The organism is Streptomyces durhamensis, assembly GCF_000725475.1.
Taxonomy (GTDB): Bacteria; Actinomycetota; Actinomycetes; order Streptomycetales; family Streptomycetaceae; genus Streptomyces; species Streptomyces filipinensis.
The window spans coordinates 163,938-183,616 of the sequence record NZ_JNXR01000014.1 but is presented as its reverse complement, the minus strand read 5'-3'; the positions used below and the strand labels follow the sequence as shown (position 1 = coordinate 183,616).

Annotated in this window: 13 protein-coding genes and 1 pseudogene; 4 read left to right on the top strand and 10 right to left on the bottom strand. The window is 72.0% G+C overall.

All coding sequences use genetic code 11. The features are described 5' to 3' along the window. Positions 1 to 77: 77 nt before the first annotated feature. The 6 genes from IO33_RS0121580 to IO33_RS0121555 all read right to left on the bottom strand — a co-directional run bounded on the left by IO33_RS0121580 (position 78) and on the right by IO33_RS0121555 (position 7,303). Complete coding sequence (locus IO33_RS0121580; protein WP_031167448.1) at positions 78 to 1,508, bottom strand: NAD(P)/FAD-dependent oxidoreductase; 1,431 nt, start codon at positions 1,506 to 1,508, stop codon at positions 78 to 80. Between the two features lie 37 nt (positions 1,509 to 1,545). Further along, on the bottom strand, positions 1,546 to 2,346 hold the full coding sequence (locus tag IO33_RS0121575) for an ABC transporter permease (protein ID WP_031167446.1): 801 nt from the start codon (positions 2,344 to 2,346) through the stop codon (positions 1,546 to 1,548). Continuing rightward, positions 2,346 to 3,275: an ABC transporter permease gene (locus IO33_RS0121570; RefSeq protein ID WP_031167444.1), complete on the bottom strand. Its 930-nt coding sequence runs from the start codon at positions 3,273 to 3,275 to the stop codon at positions 2,346 to 2,348. Before IO33_RS0121570 ends, IO33_RS0121575 begins: the two co-directional genes overlap by 1 nt. Then, positions 3,275 to 4,426, bottom strand: a complete 1,152-nt coding sequence (locus tag IO33_RS0121565; protein ID WP_031167442.1) for an ABC transporter ATP-binding protein — start codon at positions 4,424 to 4,426, stop codon at positions 3,275 to 3,277. Before IO33_RS0121565 ends, IO33_RS0121570 begins: the two co-directional genes overlap by 1 nt. 8 nt (positions 4,427 to 4,434) lie before the next feature. After that, a complete protein-coding gene (locus tag IO33_RS0121560; protein ID WP_031167440.1) occupies positions 4,435 to 5,682 on the bottom strand; it encodes an ABC transporter substrate-binding protein in 1,248 nt (415 codons plus the stop codon). Positions 5,683 to 5,767: 85 nt separating this feature from the next. Beyond that, positions 5,768 to 7,303, bottom strand: coding sequence for a gamma-aminobutyraldehyde dehydrogenase (locus IO33_RS0121555; RefSeq protein ID WP_031167438.1), 1,536 nt, complete (start codon positions 7,301 to 7,303; stop codon positions 5,768 to 5,770). A gap of 209 nt (positions 7,304 to 7,512) precedes the next feature. Between IO33_RS0121555 and IO33_RS0121550 the strand changes: the two genes are divergently transcribed. Beyond that, on the top strand, positions 7,513 to 8,076 hold the full coding sequence (locus IO33_RS0121550; RefSeq protein WP_031167436.1) for a riboflavin biosynthesis intermediates N-glycosidase: 564 nt from the start codon (positions 7,513 to 7,515) through the stop codon (positions 8,074 to 8,076). An 86-nt stretch (positions 8,077 to 8,162) separates the two neighbouring features. On the opposite strand, the gene IO33_RS0121545 is transcribed toward IO33_RS0121550, so the two are convergent. Beyond that, positions 8,163 to 8,618, bottom strand: coding sequence for a DUF4190 domain-containing protein (locus tag IO33_RS0121545; RefSeq protein ID WP_031167434.1), 456 nt, complete (start codon positions 8,616 to 8,618; stop codon positions 8,163 to 8,165). A gap of 108 nt (positions 8,619 to 8,726) precedes the next feature. Beyond that, complete coding sequence (locus IO33_RS0121540) at positions 8,727 to 9,452, bottom strand: DUF4190 domain-containing protein (RefSeq protein ID WP_031167432.1); 726 nt, start codon at positions 9,450 to 9,452, stop codon at positions 8,727 to 8,729. Positions 9,453 to 9,684: 232 nt separating this feature from the next. Here IO33_RS0121540 and IO33_RS0121535 point away from each other — a divergent pair. Beyond that, positions 9,685 to 10,834, top strand: a pseudogene (locus IO33_RS0121535) (adenosine deaminase). A 20-nt stretch (positions 10,835 to 10,854) separates the two neighbouring features. Beyond that, positions 10,855 to 11,541 (top strand): glycerophosphodiester phosphodiesterase, encoded by a 687-nt coding sequence (locus IO33_RS0121530; RefSeq protein ID WP_031167428.1) that lies wholly within the window; start codon positions 10,855 to 10,857, stop codon positions 11,539 to 11,541. 194 nt (positions 11,542 to 11,735) lie between these two features. Here the strand turns inward: IO33_RS0121530 and IO33_RS0121525 are convergent, their stop codons facing one another. Both IO33_RS0121525 and IO33_RS0121520 read right to left on the bottom strand, forming a co-directional pair. Continuing rightward, positions 11,736 to 12,257: a hypothetical protein gene (locus IO33_RS0121525; protein ID WP_031167426.1), complete on the bottom strand. Its 522-nt coding sequence runs from the start codon at positions 12,255 to 12,257 to the stop codon at positions 11,736 to 11,738. Between the two features lie 86 nt (positions 12,258 to 12,343). Then, positions 12,344 to 18,235, bottom strand: coding sequence for a WD40 domain-containing protein (locus tag IO33_RS0121520; protein WP_031167424.1), 5,892 nt, complete (start codon positions 18,233 to 18,235; stop codon positions 12,344 to 12,346). A gap of 101 nt (positions 18,236 to 18,336) precedes the next feature. Here IO33_RS0121520 and IO33_RS0121515 point away from each other — a divergent pair, with 101 nt between their 5' ends. Then, on the top strand, positions 18,337 to 19,629 hold the full coding sequence (locus tag IO33_RS0121515; RefSeq protein ID WP_425347970.1) for an ArsB/NhaD family transporter: 1,293 nt from the start codon (positions 18,337 to 18,339) through the stop codon (positions 19,627 to 19,629). Positions 19,630 to 19,679 lie beyond the last annotated feature (50 nt).

Here is a 19,679-nt window from a genome sequence, read left to right as displayed (position 1 = left end):
AGTGACCTAGGTCACATTTCAGTCCTCATCGTGGCTTGACGCAGCCCGGAGGGGCAGGGGGAAGACCGCGCTTGCGCTCAGCTGTCGAAGCCCAGCCCCAGCCGGTCCATCGCCCGCAGCCACAGGTTGCGGCGGCCGCCGTGCGCGTCCGCGCGGGCCAGGGACCACTTGGTGAGCGCGATTCCGGTCCAGGCGAACGGCTCCGGCGGGAACGGCAGCGGCTTCTTGCGGACCATCTCCAGCTCCGTCCGCTCGGTGCGCTCCCCGTCCAGCAGGTCCAGCATCACGTCCGCGCCGAAACGGGTGGCGCCCACTCCCAGGCCCGTGTAGCCCGCCGCGTACGCGACCTTCCCCTGGTGTGCCGTGCCGAAGAACGCCGAGAAGCGCGAGCAGGTGTCGATCGCGCCGCCCCAGGCGTGGGTGAAGCGGACGCCCTCCAGCTGCGGGAAACAGGTGAAGAAGTGGCCCGCGAGCTTGGCGTAGGTCTCCGGCCGGTCGTCGTACTCGGCGCGCACCCGGCCGCCGTAGTGGTGGATCGCGTCGTAGCCGCCCCACAGGATCCGGTTGTCGGCGGACAGCCGGAAGTAGTGGAACTGGTTGGCGCTGTCCCCGAGCCCCTGCCGGTTCTTCCAGCCGATCGAGGCCAGTTGGTCGGTGCTCAGCGGCTCGGTCATCAGCGCGTAGTCGTAGACCGGGACGGTGTAGGAGCGCACGCGGCGCAGCAGGCTCGGGAAGATGTTCGTGCCGAGCGCGACCTGCCGGGCGCGGACCGCGCCGTACGGGGTGCGTACGGCCATCCCGGCGCCGTACTGCTTCAGGCTCAGCGCGGGTGTGTGCTCGTACACCCGTACCCCGAGCCGCAGACACGCCCGCTTCAGACCCCAGGCCAGCTTGGCCGGGTGCAGCATGGCCACGCCCCGGCGGTCCCACAGGCCGGCCTCGAAGGTGGGCGAGTTCACCTGCTCGCGCACGGCGTCGGCGTCCAGGAACTCGACGCCGTCCGCGAGGCCCTTCTCCTCCAGCTCCCGGTGCCAGTCGCGCAGTTCCCAGGCCTGGTAGGTCTCGGTGGCGACGTCGATCTCGCCGGTGCGCTCGAAGTCGCAGTCGATGCCGTGCCGGGCGACCGCGGCCTCGATCTCGTCGAGGTTGCGCCGGCCCAGCTCCTCCAGCCGCTGGATCTCGTCGGGCCAACGGGTCAGCCCGTTGGGCAGGCCGTGCGTGAGGGAGGCGGCGCAGAAGCCGCCGTTGCGGCCGGAGGCGGCCCAGCCCACCTCGCGGCCTTCCAGCAGCACCACGTCGCGCTGCGGGTCGCGCTCCTTGGCGTTCAGCGCGGTCCACAGCCCGCTGTAGCCGCCGCCGACGACCAGCAGGTCGCAGGTGTCGGTGCCGGTGAGGGCGGGCTCGGCGGCGGGCTTACCGGGGTCTTCCAGCCAGTACGGGACCGGCTGGGCTTCGGAGAGAGAGGAGATCCAGCTGTCTTTGCCACGGCTCATGGCGCTTGGGGCCATGATTTCAACTCCCTACAGAGGACTTTCCGGAAAAGGCCTATGCCTTTTGCTTGTTACGGCGGTTGCTGATGACCATCGAGGTCAGGACGAAGAGCACGGCGACGAGGAACATGGCCGTGCCGATGACGTTGATCTGGACGGGCGTGCCGCGCTGCGCCGAACCCCACACGAACATGGGGAAGGTGACGGTCGAGCCGGCGTTGAAGTTGGTGATGATGAAGTCGTCGAAGGACAGCGCGAACGACAGCAGCGCGCCCGCGGCGATGCCGGGTGCCGCGATCGGCAGGGTGACCCGCAGGAAGGTCTGCACGGGGCCGGCGTACAGGTCCCGGGCGGCCTCCTCCAGGCGCGGGTCCATCGACATCACACGTGCCTTGACCGCGGTGACGACGAAGCTGAGGCAGAACATGATGTGGGCGATGAGGATCGTCATGAAGCCGAGCTGTGCGCCCATGTTGAGGAACAGGGTGAGCAGCGAGGCGGCCATGACGACCTCGGGCATCGCCATCGGCAGGAAGATCAGCGAGTTCACGGCGCCGCGGGCCCGGAAGCGGTAGCGGACCAGCGCGAAGGCGATCATCGTGCCGAGCAGGGTGGCGCCGATCGTCGCCCACACGGCGATCTGGAGGCTGATGGACAGCGAGCCGCACATGTCGGCGACGCCGCACGGCTGCTTCCAGGCGTCCAGCGAGAACTGCTGCCACTCGTAGTTGAAGCGCCCCTTCGGCTTGTTGAAGGAGAACACGGTGACGATGACGTTGGGCAGCAGCAGGTACGCGAGCGTCAGCAGTCCAGCGATGACGACGAGACGGCGCTTGAGCCAGGTGACGAAGGGCATCAGACCAGATCCTCCGTCCCGGAGCGGCGAATGTAGATCGTGACCATGGCCAGGATCGCGGCCATGAGGATGAAGGAGAGGGCCGCGGCGGTCGGGTAGTCCAGGATCCGCAGGAACTGCGTCTGGATGACGTTGCCGATCATGCGGGTGTCGGTGGAGCCGAGCAGTTCGGCGTTGACGTAGTCGCCGGCCGCGGGGATGAAGGTCAGCAGCGTGCCGGAGACGACGCCCGGCATCGACAGCGGGAAGGTGACCTTGCGGAAGGTGGTCCAGGGCTTGGCGTACAGGTCGCCGGCCGCCTCGTGCAGCCGCCCGTCGATCCGCTCCAGCGAGGTGTACAGCGGCAGGATCATGAACGGCAGGAAGTTGTACGTCAGACCGCAGACGACCGCCAGGGGTGTGGCGAGCACGCGGTCGCCGGCCGTCCAGCCGAGGAAGCTGGTGAGGTCCAGGATGTGCAGCGAGTTCAGGGTGTGCACGACCGGGCCGTTGTCCGCGAGGATCGTCTTCCAGGCCAGGGTCCGGATCAGGAAGCTGGTGAAGAACGGCGCGATCACCAGGATCATCAGCAGGTTCTTCCAGCGGCCCGCGCGGAAGGCGATGAGGTAGGCCAGCGGGTAGCCGAGCAGCAGGCACAGCACGGTCGCGGCGGCCGCGTAGAAGACCGAGCGCAGGAACTGCGGCCAGTACTCGCTGAGCGCGTTCCAGTAGGTCACGAAGTGCCAGGTGACCTTGTAGCCCTCCTCCAGGGAGCCCGTCTGCACGGAGGTGGAGGCCTGGTAGATCATCGGCAGCGCGAAGAAGACGACCAGCCACAGCATGCCGGGCAGCAGCAGCCAGTACGGGGTGAACCGGCCGCGCTTGCGTGGGGGCTTCTTCTCCGGTGCGGTGGGGGCGAGAGGCGGGGGCGCCTCGGTGAGCGTCGACATCAGGCGGCCGCCTCTTCCTCGGTGCCCGCGTCGATGTCCTGGGCCGCGTCCAGGCCGAACGTGTGTGCCGGGCTCCAGTGCAGGACGACGTCCGCGCCGGGGACGAGCCGGCCGTCGCGCTCGACGTTCTGGACGTACACCGACAGCTCGTCGCAGACAGGGCTGTCGATCACGTACTGGGTGGAGACACCGATGAAGCTGGCGTCGGCGATCCTGCCGGTGAGGCGGTTGCGGCCTTCGGGGATCTCGCCCGCGTCGTCGGCGTGCGTGAGGGAGATCTTCTCGGGGCGGATGCCGACCAGCACCTTGCCGCCGGTCGTCGTCGGGGCGGAACATCGCGCCTCGGGCAGCACCAGCTTGCCGCCGCCCGCCTTGAGCACGATGTCGTCGCCGTTCTTCGTGTCGACCTCGGCCTCGATGAGGTTGGAGGTGCCGAGGAAGTTCGCGACGAACGTCGTCTGCGGGTTCTCGTACAGGTCGCTCGGGGAGCCGAGCTGCTCGACGCGGCCGGCGTTCATCACGGCGACCGTGTCGGCCATGGTCATGGCCTCCTCCTGGTCGTGCGTGACGTGCACGAAGGTGATGCCGACCTCGGTCTGGATGCGCTTGAGCTCCAGCTGCATCTGGCGGCGCAGCTTGAGGTCGAGAGCGCCGAGGGGCTCGTCGAGGAGGAGCACCTTCGGGTGGTTGATCAGCGCGCGGGCGACGGCGACGCGCTGCTGCTGGCCGCCGGAGAGCTGGTGCGGCTTCTTGCGGGCCTGCTCACCGAGCTGGACCAGCTCCAGCATCTCCTCGACCTGCTTCTTCACGCTCTTGATGCCGCGCCGGCGCAGGCCGAAGGCGACGTTCTCGAAGATGTCGAGGTGCGGGAAGAGGGCGTAGGACTGGAAGACCGTGTTCACCGGGCGCTTGTACGGCGGCAGGTGGGTGACGTCCTGGTCGCCGAGGCGCACGGTCCCGGAGGAAGGTTCCTCCAGGCCGGCGATCATGCGCAGGGTGGTGGTCTTGCCGCAGCCGGAGGCGCCGAGCAGGGCGAAGAAGGAGCCCTGCGGCACGGTCAGGTCGAGCGGCTGTACGGCGGTGAAGCCGTTGTCGTAGGTCTTGCTGATACCGGAGAGGCGGACGTCGCCGCTGTTGTCTGGTGTCGTCATCGTCGTCGTCACGCCCCTGTGAGCTTCGAGAACTTCTGCTGGTAGGTCGTCTCTTCCTTCTGCGTCAGCGCGCGGAAGGCATGGGACCTCGCCTGCATGGCCTTGTCGGGAATGATCAGCGGGTTGCTCGCCGCCGTCTTGTCGATCTTCGCAAGGTAGGGCTGTACGTTCGCGACGGGACTCACGTAGTTGATGTACGCGGCCAGCTCGGCGGCCGGGCCCGGCTCGTAGTAGTAGTCGATGAGCCGCTCGGCGTTCGTCTTGTGGCGTGCCCTGTTGGGGATCAGCATGTTGTCGGTCGACGTCATGTAGCCGGCGTCCGGGATGACGTAGCCGACGTGCGGGTTGTCCGACTGGAGCTGGACGATGTCGCCGCCCCAGGCCACGCAGGCGGCGAGGTCGCCCTTGGTGAGGTCCGAGGTGTAGTCGTTGCCGGTGAAGCGGCGGATCTGGCCCTTGTCGACGGCCTGCTGCAGGCGGGCGATCACCTTGTCGTAGTCGTCGGCGGTGAACTTCGCCGGGTCGACGCCCATGTCGAGCATGGTCATGCCGACGCTGTCGCGCATCTCCGTCAGGAAGCCGACACGGCCCTTGAGCTTGGGGTTGTCGAGCAGGTCGGAGATCGACTTCACCTCGACGCCGTCGAGCGCCTGCTTGTTGAACGCGATGACGGTCGAGATGCCCTGCCACGGGTACGAGTAGGCGCGGCCCGGGTCCCAGTCGGGGTCGCGGAACTGGTCCGAGAGGTTGGCGAAGGCGTGCGGCAGGTTGGACGCGTCCAGTTTCTGGACGTACCCGAGGCGGATCATGCGGGCGGCCAGCCAGTCGGTGAGGACGATGAGGTCACGGCCGGTGTCCTGGCCGGCGGCGAGCTGCGGCTGGATCTTGCCGAAGAACTCGTCGTTGTCGTTGATGTCCTCGGTGTACTTGACCTGGATGCCGGTCCGCCGGGCGAACGTGTCGAGCGTGGGATGGCGCTTGCCCTTGTCGTCCACGTCGATGTACTCGGGCCAGTTGGAGAAGTTGACGACCTTCTCCTTGGCCGAGTGGTCGTCGGCGGACACACCGCCCTGCGTCTTCGTGGCCGCGGGGATGCCACAGGCGCTCAGCGCCCCGAGTCCGCCGACCGCGAGCGCGCCGCCCGCGGAGGCCCGCAGCAGCGACCGGCGGGTCATCGCGGCCCGGCCGTCGCGCAGACTGCGCCGCATCGCGGCGACTTCGACCGGTGTCGGGCGGTCGGGCTCGTACTGCTCCATGCGCGTGGTGCCTTTCGGGAGGAAGGGGTCGGTCGGCCTGGTCGAGGGCCATCGTCACGCCCGGCGGCTGCCGGTGAATCGGCTGCTACCGGTCCCCGAAGATCGTGCGGTGCCAGTCCTTCCTGGCGACCGCGGTGTTGTCGAACATAACGTGCTTGACCTGGGTGTACTCCTCGAAGGAGTACGCCGACATGTCCTTGCCGAAGCCCGAGGCCTTGTAGCCTCCGTGGGGCATCTCGCTGATGATCGGGATGTGGTCGTTGATCCACACGCAGCCCGCCTTGATCTCGCGGCTGGCGCGGTTGGCGCGGTAGACGTTCGTGCTCCACGCGGAGGCGGCGAGGCCGAAGGGGGTGTCGTTGGCCAGCCGGATGCCCTCATCATCACTGTCGAACGGCAGCACGACCAGTACCGGACCGAAGATCTCGGACTGGACGATCTCGCTGTCCTGTGCCGCGTCGGCGATCAGGGTGGGTCGGTAGTAGGCGCCGTCCTCCAGGTCGCCCTTCGGTGCCTCACCGCCGGTCACCACGCGCGCGTAGGCACGCGCCCGGTCCACGAAGGCCGCGACCCGGTCCCGCTGGACGTGCGAGATGAGCGGACCGAGATCGGTACCGGCGGCGAAGGGGTCGCCCAGCCGCACGGTCTCCATCAGGGCGGCGGTCCGCTCCACGAACGCGTCGTAGAGCGGGCGCTGCACGTACGCGCGCGTGGCGGCCGTGCAGTCCTGCCCGGTGTTGATGAGCGCACCGGCGACCGCGCCGTGGACGGCGGCCTCCAGATCGGCGTCGTCGAAGACCACGAAGGGTGCCTTGCCGCCCAGCTCCAGATGGAGCCGCTTGACGGTGGCGGTGGCGACCTCGGCGACGCGCTTGCCGACGGGGGTGGAGCCGGTGAAGGAGGTCATGGCGACATCGGGGTGGCCGACGAGGTGCTCCCCCGCCTCCCTCCCGGTCCCGGTGACTATGTTGATCACGCCGTCGGGGATACCGGCGTCCGTGGCGGCCTGGGCGAAGAGCAGCGAGGTGAGCGGGGTCAGCTCGGCCGGCTTCAGCACGATGGTGTTGCCGGCGGCGATCGCCGGGAGGATCTTCCAGGCAGCCATCTGCAGCGGGTAGTTCCAGGGCGCGATGGAGCCCACCACGCCGATCGGCTCGCGCCGGACGTAGGACGTGTGGTCGCCCGAGTACTCACCGGCGGACTGCCCCTGCAGATGCCGGGCGGCGCCCGCGAAGAAGGCGATGTTGTCGATGGTCCCGGGGACGTCGAACTCGCGGGTCAGCTTGAGCGGCTTGCCGCACTGCAGCGACTCGGCGCGGGCGAAGTCCTCGGCGCGCTCGGCGAGCACGGCGGCGAACCGGTGCAGCGCGTCCGAGCGTTCGCCCGGGGTGGCCGCGGCCCAGCCCGGGAAGGCCGCGCGCGCGGCGGCGACGGCCGCGTCGACGTCATCGGTGCCGGCCAGCTCGTAGGTGTACACCTCCTCACCGGTGGCGGGGTCGACCACGGCGTGGGTACGGCCCGAGGTGCCCTTGGTCAGCCGGCCCGCGATGAACTGCGCGCCCTCGGCGAACCGGTCCTCGGCGGGGAATCGTTCCGGGGTGGCGGTGCCCGGGTTGTGCATGTCGCTCTCCTCCGCCGTTTGCCCCGTCCCGGGGGGTGGGTGGCGTAGCTCCAGCTCGATTTGAGTGCCGATCCTGACAGAGAGAGTGCACTCCAACAAGTGATTCCGTTGTTGCCTTTTGGTTACGCAACGGAATCTGTCGACCAGGTGTCGAGTGTGGAGGGAAAAGGCCGGACGGAGTGTCAGTGGTACGTGCCACACTCGCGTGCATGGGGAAGATCGACGGGTTGGAAGCCCTGATCAGCGAGGTCCGGGCAGGGGCCCGGATCAGGTATCTGCACTTCTGGGGGCACCGGCCGCGGCCGGACGGCAGGATCGGCGCGAGCTGTCTGAGCCAGTGGTGGCCGTCACCGTTCGTGGCGGACGGGGTGGAGTACGCGACGGCCGAGCACTGGATGATGGCCGGCAAGGCGCGGCTGTTCGGGGACGCGGAGGCGGAGCGCCGGGTGCTGGCCGCGGAGCATCCTGCGCAGGTCAAGAAGGAGGGCCGGCTGGTCCGGGGCTTCGACGAGGCGGTGTGGGAGCGGGAGCGCTTCCGGATCGTGGTCGAGGGCAGCGTCCACAAGTTCGCGGCGGACGACGATCTGCGGGCGTTCCTGCTGGGCACGGGCGACCGGGTCCTGGTGGAGGCGAGCCCCTTGGACCGTGTATGGGGCATCGGCCTCGCGGCGGACGACGAGGCGGCCTCGGATCCGGAGCGGTGGCGCGGACCGAACCTGCTGGGTTTCGCGCTGATGGAGGCGCGGGAGCGGTTGGCGGGGGCAGGGGCCTGAGCGGGCCGGAGCCGGGGGCCCGGCCGACATGCTGAGGGGCCGGCCTGACGGCCGGCCCCCGTGTCGCCTCCCGGCCCGCCGGGACGTCAGAACGTGCTGACGCCCAACATGCTGGCGAAGAACGCGAAGACCAGCAGCGGCAGGAGCACGGTGGCGATGATGCCGCAGACGAGACCGGCGGTCGCCGCGCCCTTGTTGGTGGCCTCACCCCGGTTGGCCTTGCCCCTGCCGATGGCACCGAAGATGATCGCCAGGATGCCCAGGATCATCCCGAGGATCTCCATGGCGATGGTGAGGCTGCAGACCACTCCGATGATGCCCAGCACCAGTCCCGTGGTCCCCATGCCGTTGCTCGGCTGCATCGGCATCGCGTAGCCGGGGCCCTGCGGGTACGCCGTGGGCGGGGCGGCCGGGTAGGACGGCCCCGGCCCCGCCTGGGGGTAGCCGTAGCCGGGCCCGGGCTGCTGCGGGTATCCGTATCCCGGCGGCTGCTGCGGAGCCGGCGGACCGTATCCACCGGCTCCGGGGTTGATGTTGGACATGACGCGCTTTCCCCTCCGTTGACGATCGAGGGCATCGTAATGGCCGCGCGCGACGGGAGGGAGCGGGTTCCGGCCGACCGGCGCCCGAACGGCCAGGACCCGATGGAATCAGCGGCCGGTGGCCACCGTCACCGAGACACCGCGGGCGGAGTCGTCGTCGTACGGGCCGGAGTGTGTGCGGCCCTCATGGATGGCGGCGGTGATGCCGATCGCCAGCAGGACGATCACGGCGATGCCGACCACGATGCCGATGATGCCCATGATCAGACCCGCCTGGGCCTGGCCGTGGTTGGTGGCCTCGCCGAGCTGGGCCCGCTTGCGGCCCTTGATGCCGAAGACCACCGCGAGGATGCCCAGCACCACCGAGACCACGCCGTACATGCAGAACAGGCACAGGGAGAGGATGCCGAGCACCATCGCCGCGACGCCCATGCCGTTCTGCGGGGCCATCGGCATACCGGTCCAGCCGTAGCCCGCGGGGTAGCCGGGGTAGCCGTAGCCGCCGGGAGCGGGGGGTGCGGGTATACCGGGGCCCGAGGGCGCGATCGGCGGCGGCGGTACGGCCTCGCCGCCCATCGGGGCCGCGCCGGGTATGCCGAAACCGGGAGCGGCCGCGGGCGGGGCGAAGCCGTCGGGCTGCAGGGAGGTCATGGTCGCCTGGTCGTGCACGGACGGCGGCCGCACGGGCGGCTGGTCCTGGGGCTCGCCCGGCTTCTTCTCCAGCGAAGGCCGGTGCTCGGGCGGCGCCCACGGGTTGTAGTCGCCCCCCGCGGCCCCACTCGGCTGCGCTCCGTCGCTCACGGGCATGTCCCCCTCGGTCGTTCGTGCCGCCATGCTACGGCCTCACCTCCGCACCCCTGCGGCCCGGTACCCCGGATTCCCGCAGCGCACGGGCCGCGCGGTGGATCCCGGGACGCGGATCCGGAGCCAGTACCTCCGCGACGCCCCGGGCCCGCCGGAAGGACCCTTCGCCGGCAGACCGCCCCGCACCCCGCACCGACCAGCCGGCCCTGACCCCGCGGACCGCCCCGCACCCGCCACCCCGTACCCCCTCCCCGCCTACGATGTGCTGCGTACCGCCGATCAGCCGATCACCCGCGCCGCGCCCGTACCGGGGCGCCGGCGCCCTGTCCGGGGAGGACCCCATGACCGACAGCAGCTCCGTACCCGCCGCCGGCACCGCCGACCGGGACCTGCGGACCTTCATCGCCGGGCTGCCCAAGGCCGAACTGCACGTCCACCACGTCGGCTCCGCCTCCCCGCGCATCGTCTCGGAGCTGGCCGCCCGCCACCCCGACTCCAAGGTGCCCTCCGACCCCGAGGCCCTGGCCGACTTCTTCACGTTCACGGACTTCGCCCACTTCATCGACGTGTACCTGTCGGTCGTGGACCTCATCCGCACCCCGGAGGACGTCCGGCTGCTCACCTACGAGGTCGCCCGCGATCTGGCCCGCCAGCAGGTGCGGTACGCCGAGCTGACCATCACCCCCTTCTCCTCCACCCGGCGCGGCATCGACGAGCTGGCCTTCATGGCGGCGATCGAGGACGCCCGCAAGGCGGCCGAGGCCGAGTTCGGGACCGTGCTGCGCTGGTGCTTCGACATCCCCGGCGAGGCCGGGCTGGAGTCCGCCGAGGAGACGGCACGGCTCGCCACCGACGACCGCATCCGCCCGGAGGGGCTCGTGTCGTTCGGGCTCGGCGGGCCCGAGATCGGCGTGCCCCGGCCGCAGTTCAAGCCGTACTTCGACCGGGCCATCGCCGCGGGCCTGCACTCCGTGCCGCACGCCGGCGAGACCACCGGCCCCGAGACGGTGTGGGACGCGCTGACCGAGCTGCGCGCGGAGCGCATCGGGCACGGCACCAGCTCCGCCCAGGACCCCAGGCTGCTCGCGCACCTCGCCGAGCACCGCATCCCGCTGGAGGTCTGCCCGACCTCCAACATCGCCACCCGCGCGGTCACCACCCTGGACGAGCACCCGCTCAAGGACTTCGTGCAGGCGGGGGTACTGGTCACGATCAACTCCGACGACCCGCCGATGTTCGGCACGGACCTCAACAACGAGTACGCGGTGGCCGCCCGGCTGCTGGACCTGGACGAGCGGGGCCTCGCCGACCTCGCCAGGAACGCGGTGGAGGCGTCCTTCCTGGACGCGCCGGGCAAGGCCAGGATCGCGGCGGAGATCGACGCGTACACCAGCACCTGGCTCGCCTCCTGACGCCCACCACAATGGGGGTCATGCAGACCGTGACCGCCGTGGCCCACCGCGGCGACCCCTACCGCTTCCGCGAGAACACCGTCGACTCGTTGCGCTCCGCGCTCGACCGAGGCGCGGACGCGGTCGAGATCGACGTACGGCTCACCCGCGACGGCGTCCCCGTGCTGCTGCACGACGAGACGCTCAAGCGGCTGTGGGAACTCGACCGGCCGCTGGGCGCGTTGTCCGCCGCGGAGCTGCGCGGGCTCACGTCGGGCGGGGTGCCGACGCTCGCGGAGGCACTGGCCGCGACCGGCGACCGCCGGGTGATGGTGGACCTGTGCGGGCGGCCCGGTCGGCGGATGGTGGACCGGATCATGGACGTGGTCCGGCAGAGCGGGGCCCGCGAGCGCGTCTACTACTGCGCGGGCGCCGAGGCGATGCTCGCCGTCCGCGCCGCCGATCCGGCCGCCGAGATCGCCCTGACCTGGACGACCCTCGCCCCGCCCCGGCCCGCGCTGCTGGACGTGATCCGCCCGCGCTGGCTCAACTACCGCTTCTCCCTGGTGAGCCGCGAACTGGCGGCCCGCGTCCACCACGGCGGGCACCTGCTGTCCGTGTGGACGCCGGACACCCGCCGCTCGCTGAGCCGCCTGCTGGACCTGGGCGTCGACTCGATCACCACGAACCGCGTCGACGTCCTGCACGCCCTGCGCAACGGCGGCTGAGCACCGCACCGGCGGGGGTTCAGCGTCCCCGTGGTGCGGCGGTCCCGGGGCGCCCCGCCGCCCGCACGCACGAGCGCTGCGCCACCGTCGCCGGGTCGTCCGGCCTGAGCCGCAGCTGGTGTACTCGGTGAACTCGACCGACGCCAAGGGCGAGGGGGCCGAGCCGGTGGCCCAGCGGATCGTGCGGGCGACCGTCAGGCAGCAGCCGGAGCGGCAAGCGGCGAGCTGAGCGCCTCCAGCCGCTTGATCTTCCTGCGCACGACGTACAGCGGGACGACTCCGACGACCCCGAAGGACATGTCGATCACGCTCCACCAGAACGGGATCCCGCGGATCGGACCGCAGACCAGGGCGAGCGGGATGATCCCGGCGCAGGCGATCATCCCGAACTCGACGACCCAGATGTTGCGCACCGGGTCGCGGTAGGGGCCGTAGAAGGCGACCGCGATGACGAGGTGGGCGAAGGCCAGCCAGTCGGTGCCGTAGAGCAGGAACGGGTACTCGGCGTCGGCGGTGGCGAGGCCGTCGCGCACCCGGGTGATCCATTCCGTCAGCGCGGGCAGGTACTCCGGCGCGGACAGCGCCCGCAGCGCGCTGTCGGTCCAGCGCAGTTCGTGCACCAGGGGGAAGGCCGTGGCCCCGCTGAGCACGAGGCACACGACGAAGAGGGCCAGCCAGACGCGGATGCCCTTCAGCAGGGCGGCTCTGTCGCTCATGGCAGCAGCGTACGCCTCCATTTGAACGTGTTCAAAAGCGGGCCCTCCCTGAACTCCCCCTTGCTCGCACCCTCGTGTCGGCCCCCTCACCCGAGCCGGTCGTCCAGCGGCACCTGCCACACCCCCGGCAGATGCCCGTCCAGCTCGCCCGGTTCGAAGCGGCACATGCCGACCGCGTGCCAGAACTCGCCGGTGACGTCGCCCTCGTACTTGTAGCCGCCGGACGGGGCGAGGGCCGCCCAGCCGCCCGGCATGCCGACGAGGGTGACCCGCAGGGCGGCCGGGGCGTCGGCCGGGACGTCCCACAGCCGTACCGTGCCGTCCTCGCCGCCGCTGGCCAGCAGGGAGCCGTCGGGGCTGAACGCCACGGCGAGGATCCGCCCGGTGTGGCCCGTCAGAACAGCGCTCTGCGCGCCCGTGTCCGGGTTCCACAGGCGGACGGTCCGGTCGTCGCCCGCCGTCGCCAGCAGGGGGCGGGCGGGGTGGACGGCCGCGGTCCAGAGTTTGCCGGTGTGGCCCGTCAGCCGATGGCCCACCTCGCCGTCCTTCCAGACGACCGCCGTACCGTCCCAGGAGGCGCTGGCGAGCCAGGAGCCGTCGGGGGCGAAGGCCACGGCGTACACCCGGTCGGTGTGGCCGTCGAGTTCCGCGGCGATCCGAGCGCCGTCCACGTCCCAGATCCGCACCTTGCGGTCGTCGCAGCCGGTGGCCAGGACCGCGCCGTCGGACCGGAAGTCGATCGCGCGGACCCGCCCGTAGTGCTCGGTGATGGTGGCGACGTGCGCCCCGGTGGCCCGGTACCACAGCCGTACGGTGTCGTCGTCGTTGGCGGTGGCGAGGAGCTCGCCGTCGGCGCTGAACGCCTCCGCCCAGACATGGTCGGTCTCGACGTCCAGTTCGCGCTGGTACTCGCCGGTGGCGGCGTTCCACAGGTAGACGTCGCCGTCGCTGCTGGCGGTGGCCAGCAGCGGGCCCGCCGGCCCGAACACCGCCGAGACCAGGCGGTCGCTCTGCCCGGTCAGTTCGCGCAGCCGCCGGCCGGAGGCGGCGTGCCACACCCGGACGACACCGTCGTTGCCGCCGGCCGCCAGCATCGAGCCGTCTGCGCTGAAAGACAGGGTGCCGATCCGCCGCCCGTGGCCGCGCAGGATGCGCCGGCCCTGCCCGGTGGCCGGCTCCCACAGCCGTACGACGCCGTCGTTGCCGCCGGTCACCAGCAGCGTGCCCGGGCCCTGGGCGGGCGTGTCGCCGTGCGGACGGAACTTGCACACCCATACCGACCCGCGGTGCTCGGCGGGCTGGCGGTTCAGCGGCGTGGCGACCGGGTCGGCCTCCGGGTCGATCCGCCACAGCCGAACCGCCCCGGCGCTGTCCCCGGCTGCGAGCAGGGTCCCGTCGGGGTCGAACAGCACCTGGTACACGGCCCCCCGGCAGCCGCCGAGCAGGCCGGCCGAGCGGTGCGCCACCAGGTCCCACAGCCGTACCTCGCCGTTGGTGTCACCGCTGACCAGCAGCGCGCCCCCGGGGTGGAAGTCCAGGGTGTAGACGCGACCGGAGTGCCCGGTGAACGCGTGCCGCACGGTCCCGGTGGCCAGGTCCCACACCCGCACCGTGCCGCCCTGCCGCTCGCCGCCCTGGTCGGCGGTGGCCAGGACGGTGCCGTCCGGACTCAGCCGTGCCCGGTACACCGCACCTTGATGTCCGGTCAGTTCGCCGCGCGTCTGCCCGGTGCCCAGGTCCCACAGGCGTACGGCACCGGAGGCGTCCCCGGTGACCAGAAGGGCGTCGTCCGGCCAGAACGCCACGGTGTAGACGGGCGCGGTGTGGCCGGGCAGCCGGTGCAGCGCGGTGCCCGAGGCGGTGTCCCAGACGGTGACCACGCCGTCCGCGTCACCGGTGGCCAGCAGGGCGCCCTCGGCGTCGAGGACGACCGGCCAGACGCCGTACGCGTGGATCTCCAGCCGGTGCAGACAGCGGCCGGAGACCGGGTCCCACAGGCGCACGGTGCCGTCGGAGCTGCCGGTGGCCAGGACGCGGTCGCGGAACTTGACGGCGTAGACCCGGCCGGTGTGACCCTGCAGGGTGCGCAGGGGGGTGCCGGTCGCGGCGTCGCAGACGAGCACCCCGCCGTCCTCGCTGCCCACGGCGAGCAGTTCGCCGTCGGGGCTGTAGGAGATGGGCTCGGGCAGCCGGCTGGTGCGCATGTCGAAGCCGTACGGGACGCCCACCGCGGAGGGCCGGAATCCGGAGTCGACGGCCATGCCGGGCGCGATGGCGGCGCCCCGGAGTTCGGGGGTCCGCGCCAGGGGCCCGGTGGTCGCCGAGATCAGCGCCGCCCGCCGCCACCGGCCCCCGTCCACCCGGGCGCCGGTCAGGTCGGTGCCGATCAGCCGGGCCCGTCTGAGGTCGGCGCCGCGCAGGTCGGCGCCGGTCAGATCCGCGCCGTCGAGCCGGGCGCCGGTCAGCCGTGCGCCGCGCAGGACGGCACCGGAGAGGTGGGCGCCGACCAGCCGGGCGTCGGTGAGGTCGGCGCGGGTGAGGTCGACGCCGGAGAAGTCGCGGTGGGACAGGTCCTCCCCGGCCAGGGCCGCGCCGCGCAGATCGGTGTGGGCAGGCACCCGGAGCCGGCTGAGGATCTTCACCGCGTTGGCGTGGCCGGCGTCCGAGGAGGCGTCCCCCGGCGAGCCGGACAGCTCCCGCTCGGCCCATGCCTGGCAGATCCGGTGGTCGGCGAGGTCGCACAGGAACTCGACGGCCAGCTGGCCGATCTGGCGCCGGCCCAGCAGGGCGCTGTCGCCGTCGGTGAGCCGGCGGGCGCACTCGCGGGCGACGAGCCACTCCACCACCGAGCCGTGGATGAACCGGAACACGCCGTCGTGGCTGCGCACCAGCAGGCTGCCGGAGCCGATGGCGTGCGCGGTCTGCGGCACCGACAGCCGGGCCTCGGCGAGCCCGGTCAGGGTCTCGGCCACGTCGGTCAGCTCGTCCAGCCGCAGCGAGTCCTGGCCGCTCTCCCACAGCCGCAGGGCGAGTGCCGTGACCGCGTCCCACAGCTGGTCCAGGGACAGGCCGGGCGCCCGGCCGGGGCTGCTGCCGGCGCGCTGGACCTCGAAGTTCAGCCAGGCCGTGAGCACCTCCTCGTACAGCCCGGCGGGGCTGAGGGCGCGCCCGGCGCCGGCGACCGCGCGCAGCCGGTCGTCGTCGAGGTCGGCGACGAAGCCGAGCAGCCGGGGGTTGCGGCACAGGGCGAGCAGGTCGGGGATGGCGTCCAGCAGCGCCAGCCGGTGCTCGGCGGCCCGTTCGTCACCGTCGTAGCGGTTGACCAGGTAGGCGCGGATCTGCTGCGGGCTGAACTCCTGGACGGCGAGGACCCGGCGGTGCGGGAGCAGGCCGACGCGTTCGCCGAGCGCGGTCAGCACCTGCCCCTGGGAGCGGAAGTGCTGGGTGCGGCTGGAGACCACGATCTTGGCGCTGTCCACGGCGGAGTCCAGCAGCACCTGCAGGCGTTCGGCGGCGCGGTCGTAGGTGACCTGGTTGACGAGTTCGTCGAAGCCGTCGAAGAGCAGCACGATCCGCCCCTGCTGGAGCATGTACCGGAAGGCCCGCAGATCGATGTTGTCGACGCCGTGGGCGGCGAGGTGCGCGGCGACCAGGCCTTCGAACGAATAGGCCCGGTCCAGCGCGTGCAGTTCGATCAGCAGCGGGACCAGGTGCGGGAGTTCGGCGGGGACGCGGCGGGCGAGCTCGCGCAGCGCGAAGGTCTTGCCGTGCCCGAAGTCGCCGAGGAGCAGCAGGAAGCGCCCCTGGTCGGAGTCGAGCAGCCGCAGCATCTCGTCGACGAGCCCGTCGCGGTCCTCGGCGTCGAGGCGTTCCACCTCCCGGTAGCGCTGCGGCAGGTACATGCCCGGGGGGTAGCGCGGGTCGGTGCGCAGCCGCTCGCTCTGTGCGGCGACGTAGCCGCGCAGGTCCAGCAGGCCCTGGAACTCGGTGAAGCTGCGGACGCGCACGCCCCGGCGGCGGGCCGCGTCGCGCAGCTCGCGGGCGGGCGGCGGGCCGTCGTGGACGAGTTCGGCCTCGGTCTCGGCGTCGGCGGCGTGCACGAGGGCCACGAACCGGTCGACGTCCTGCGCGGCCGGGGTGCCGAGCAGCACGGCCACGCGCTGCTGGCGGACGAAGCCGGACTGGGTCCAGGTGACGAGGAGTTGCGGCAGCGGCCCGTCGACGTGACGGATCTGGGCGCCCTCGTGGCGGGTGCGGCACACCTCGGCGACCCGGGCGAGCAGTATCTCGGCGGGGCTCGTCAGGGCGCGCGGCTCCGGTTCGGACTCGGGGCCGCCGGTCCGGCCGGCGGGGGGCACGGGGCCGGTGCCGGTGCCGGGCACACCACCGCCGGAATCGCCTGTGTCCCCTGCGGCGCCGGCGGCCTCGGGGCCGAAGGCGCGGTGGGCCCGGTGCCACCGGACCGGCCTGCGCCGCGGCTCCTGCGGCCCCTCCCAGACGGACACGCCGTCCCGGCCGACCCGCAGCAGCTGGTGCCGGCCGGGGCCGACGGCGCCGATCACCGGCACCTCGCCGGCGGCGGGGGTGAGGACGGGCAGCGCACCGGCGTCGGACGGGCCGTGCAACAGCAGGTGCAGCCGGGGAGCGGTCAGCCGGGTCAGCACGTCGGTGTCGCGCAGCGGCCCGGCACCGTCCAGCGCGACCGTGCCCGGCGCACCGGCCCGGCGGACACCGGGGGCGGCGGCCCGGGCGGCCCCCGGCGCGTGCCGTACGACGCCGATCCTCAGCCAGCCCTCGCTCTCGTGGGGCCGCAGGGCCTGCGCGAACCAGGCGGCCTGCTCGCGCCCGATCAGCCCGTACTGGTCGTCACGCCGATGGCTGTACGCCATGGACGAGTTCAGCCCCGCGATCACGGTGTGCAGCTCGGGCACGGGGAAGAGGGTCCACGGCTGATCGCTGTCGAAGACGACGTCGAGCCCCTGGTACAGCTCCTGGAACAGCCGGGCGAAGTGCCGCCACTTGGGCCAGTACGGCGGCCGGGGCGGCATCTCGTCGGCCTCGCAGGTGCTGAAGTAGGCCTGGCAGGCCGCCTGGTTGACGTCCTGGCCGCCCGGGACGAGGGCGACCCGGTGCGGTTCGAGCCCGAGCAGCGCGCGCAGCCCGGTGAGGAAGGCGAGGGCCTGCTCGAACTCGCGCCGGCTGCCGGAGGCGGTCAGATCACCGGTGACGACCAGCAGGTCCGGGGAGGGCGCCCCGGCATCCGCCAGCTCGACCAGGTCCCCCCAGATCGCCGCCTGCAGCTCGGCGGGCTCCTGCCCCCGGCCGAAGGCGGGCCCGGCCAGCTGGAGCACGGTGACCGCCTCCCGCTCGCCCGGCGCCGCGGACACCCGCGGATACGACGGCGGCGCGGCGGGTCGGCGCCGCCCCGCCCACCCCGGCCCGCCGAGCGGCCGCCCGGGCCCCGGGGCGGTCGCGGCGGGCGGTACGGGACGGCCGTGCGCACCGGGATAGCCGGGCGGCAGGCTGGGCCGGGCCCGCCCGTCCAGCGCCTGCCGCACCCGGGCGAGCAGCAGTTCCCGCGCCGCTCCCGGCTCGGCGACCGGCACCAGGTCCACATAGGTGATGGTGGCCAGCAGCCCCTCCACCGGGATGTCCTCGACCCGCACGGTGATCAGCCGCCGCTCCGGCGCGTCCGGATCGGCGCGCAACGCGGCCTGCCACTCCATCCGCCCGTACCGCGAGCGCTCGTAGTTCCTGGACAGTACGGCGATGACGGCGGCGGACCCGCTCACCCCCCGGTCCATGAAGTCCACGAAGTTCGTGCCCGGCACGAAGTCCCAGGCCTGCAGGACCGTGCGGTATCCGGCCTCCTCCAGCGTCCAGGCGATCCAGGACGCCCAGCGTTCGTCGGCCGGTGAGTAGCTGATGAAGAAGTCCAATGGCCCGGTGTCCCCCGGGTTGTCCTGACGAGCCACCATGTATTGATGATGCCGTGAAAAGAGAGGTTGATACCGGTCGTTTCCAGGCCTTCGACGACGCCCTGGTCACAGCGACGTACAAACGTGCGACCCTTCCAGGCGTGCGTGCCTTGTTACTGCGTCTGCATGTCCTGGACCGGGTGGCGATCGGCCTGCTGGGGACCGGACTGCTCTGTGTGGCCACGGGATTGCTGCCGGAGCGCTCCGCTTCCGACGCGCTGACACGCATCGCCCCGTTGCTGGCGTTCCTGGGCACGGTCATCGTGCTGGCCGAACTGACCAGCCGGGCCGAGGTGTTCGACGTGGTGGCGGCGCGGGTGGCGCGGGCGGGGCGGGGCAGTTACGCGCTGCTGTTCCTGCTGTGCGTGCTCTTCGCCTCGGTCACCACCATCGCCCTGAACCTGGATACGACGGCCGTCCTGCTGACTCCGGTGATGCTGGCGCTCGCCTCCCGGGTGGGCATCGCGCCGGTGCCGCTGGCGATGACGACGGTGTGGCTCGCCAACACGGCGAGCCTGCTGCTGCCGGTGTCCAACCTGACGAACCTGCTGGCCGCCAACCGGGTCGCGCTGTCGCCGCTGGGACTGGCGGCCCGGATGTGGGCGCCGCAACTGGCGGCGGTGGCGGTGACGATGGCTTGTTTGTGGCTGTTCTTCTGGCGCCGGGGCAGGCGTGGGGCGCCCGTGGTGCCCGGTGTGGACGGGTCCGGCCTGCCGGCCCCGGCGGCGGTGTCGGGGCCGGGGGCGGCGCGTGCGGCGGATGTCCGGCCGGACGGCAGCGACCGCTATGCGCCGCCCGTCGTCCACCGCCCCGCCGACCCGGTGCTCTTTCGCGCCTGCGCCCTGGCCTGTGCCGGTTTCCTGCTGGCCATCCTGGTGGCCGACGTCCCGCTGTGGACGGCCTCCGCGACCGCGGCGGCCGTCGCCGTGGCGGCCTTCGCGGTCCGCGACCGCTCCCCGCTGCGGCTGTCGCTCGTCCCCTGGCGCCTGCTGGTGATGGTGCCGGGCATGTTCCTGGTGGTGGAGACGGTCGACGTGCACGGGCTGCACGGGCTGCTGGCCTCGGCGGTGGGCGCCGACGGCGGCACGCTCGGTCTCTTCCGCGCGGCCGCGGTCGGCGGCGGCCTGTCCAACGCCCTGAACAACCTTCCCGTCTATCTCGCCGGGGAGGCGGCGGTGCCGTGGGGCAACCACGACCAGCTCCTCGCGCTGCTGGTCGGCACCAACGCCGGCCCGGTGATCACACCGTGGGCGTCCCTGGCCACGCTGCTGTGGTACGAGCGGTGCCACGCGTACGGGGTGCGGGTGCCGGTGGCACGCCTGATGGGTACGGGTGCGGTGCTGGCGACGGCGACGGTGGTCACGTCGGTGACCGTGTTGGCGCTGACGCGCTAGGCGTGCTCCTGGCGAGCGTTTCGCGGCGGATCACGATGTCGGTGTTCGGG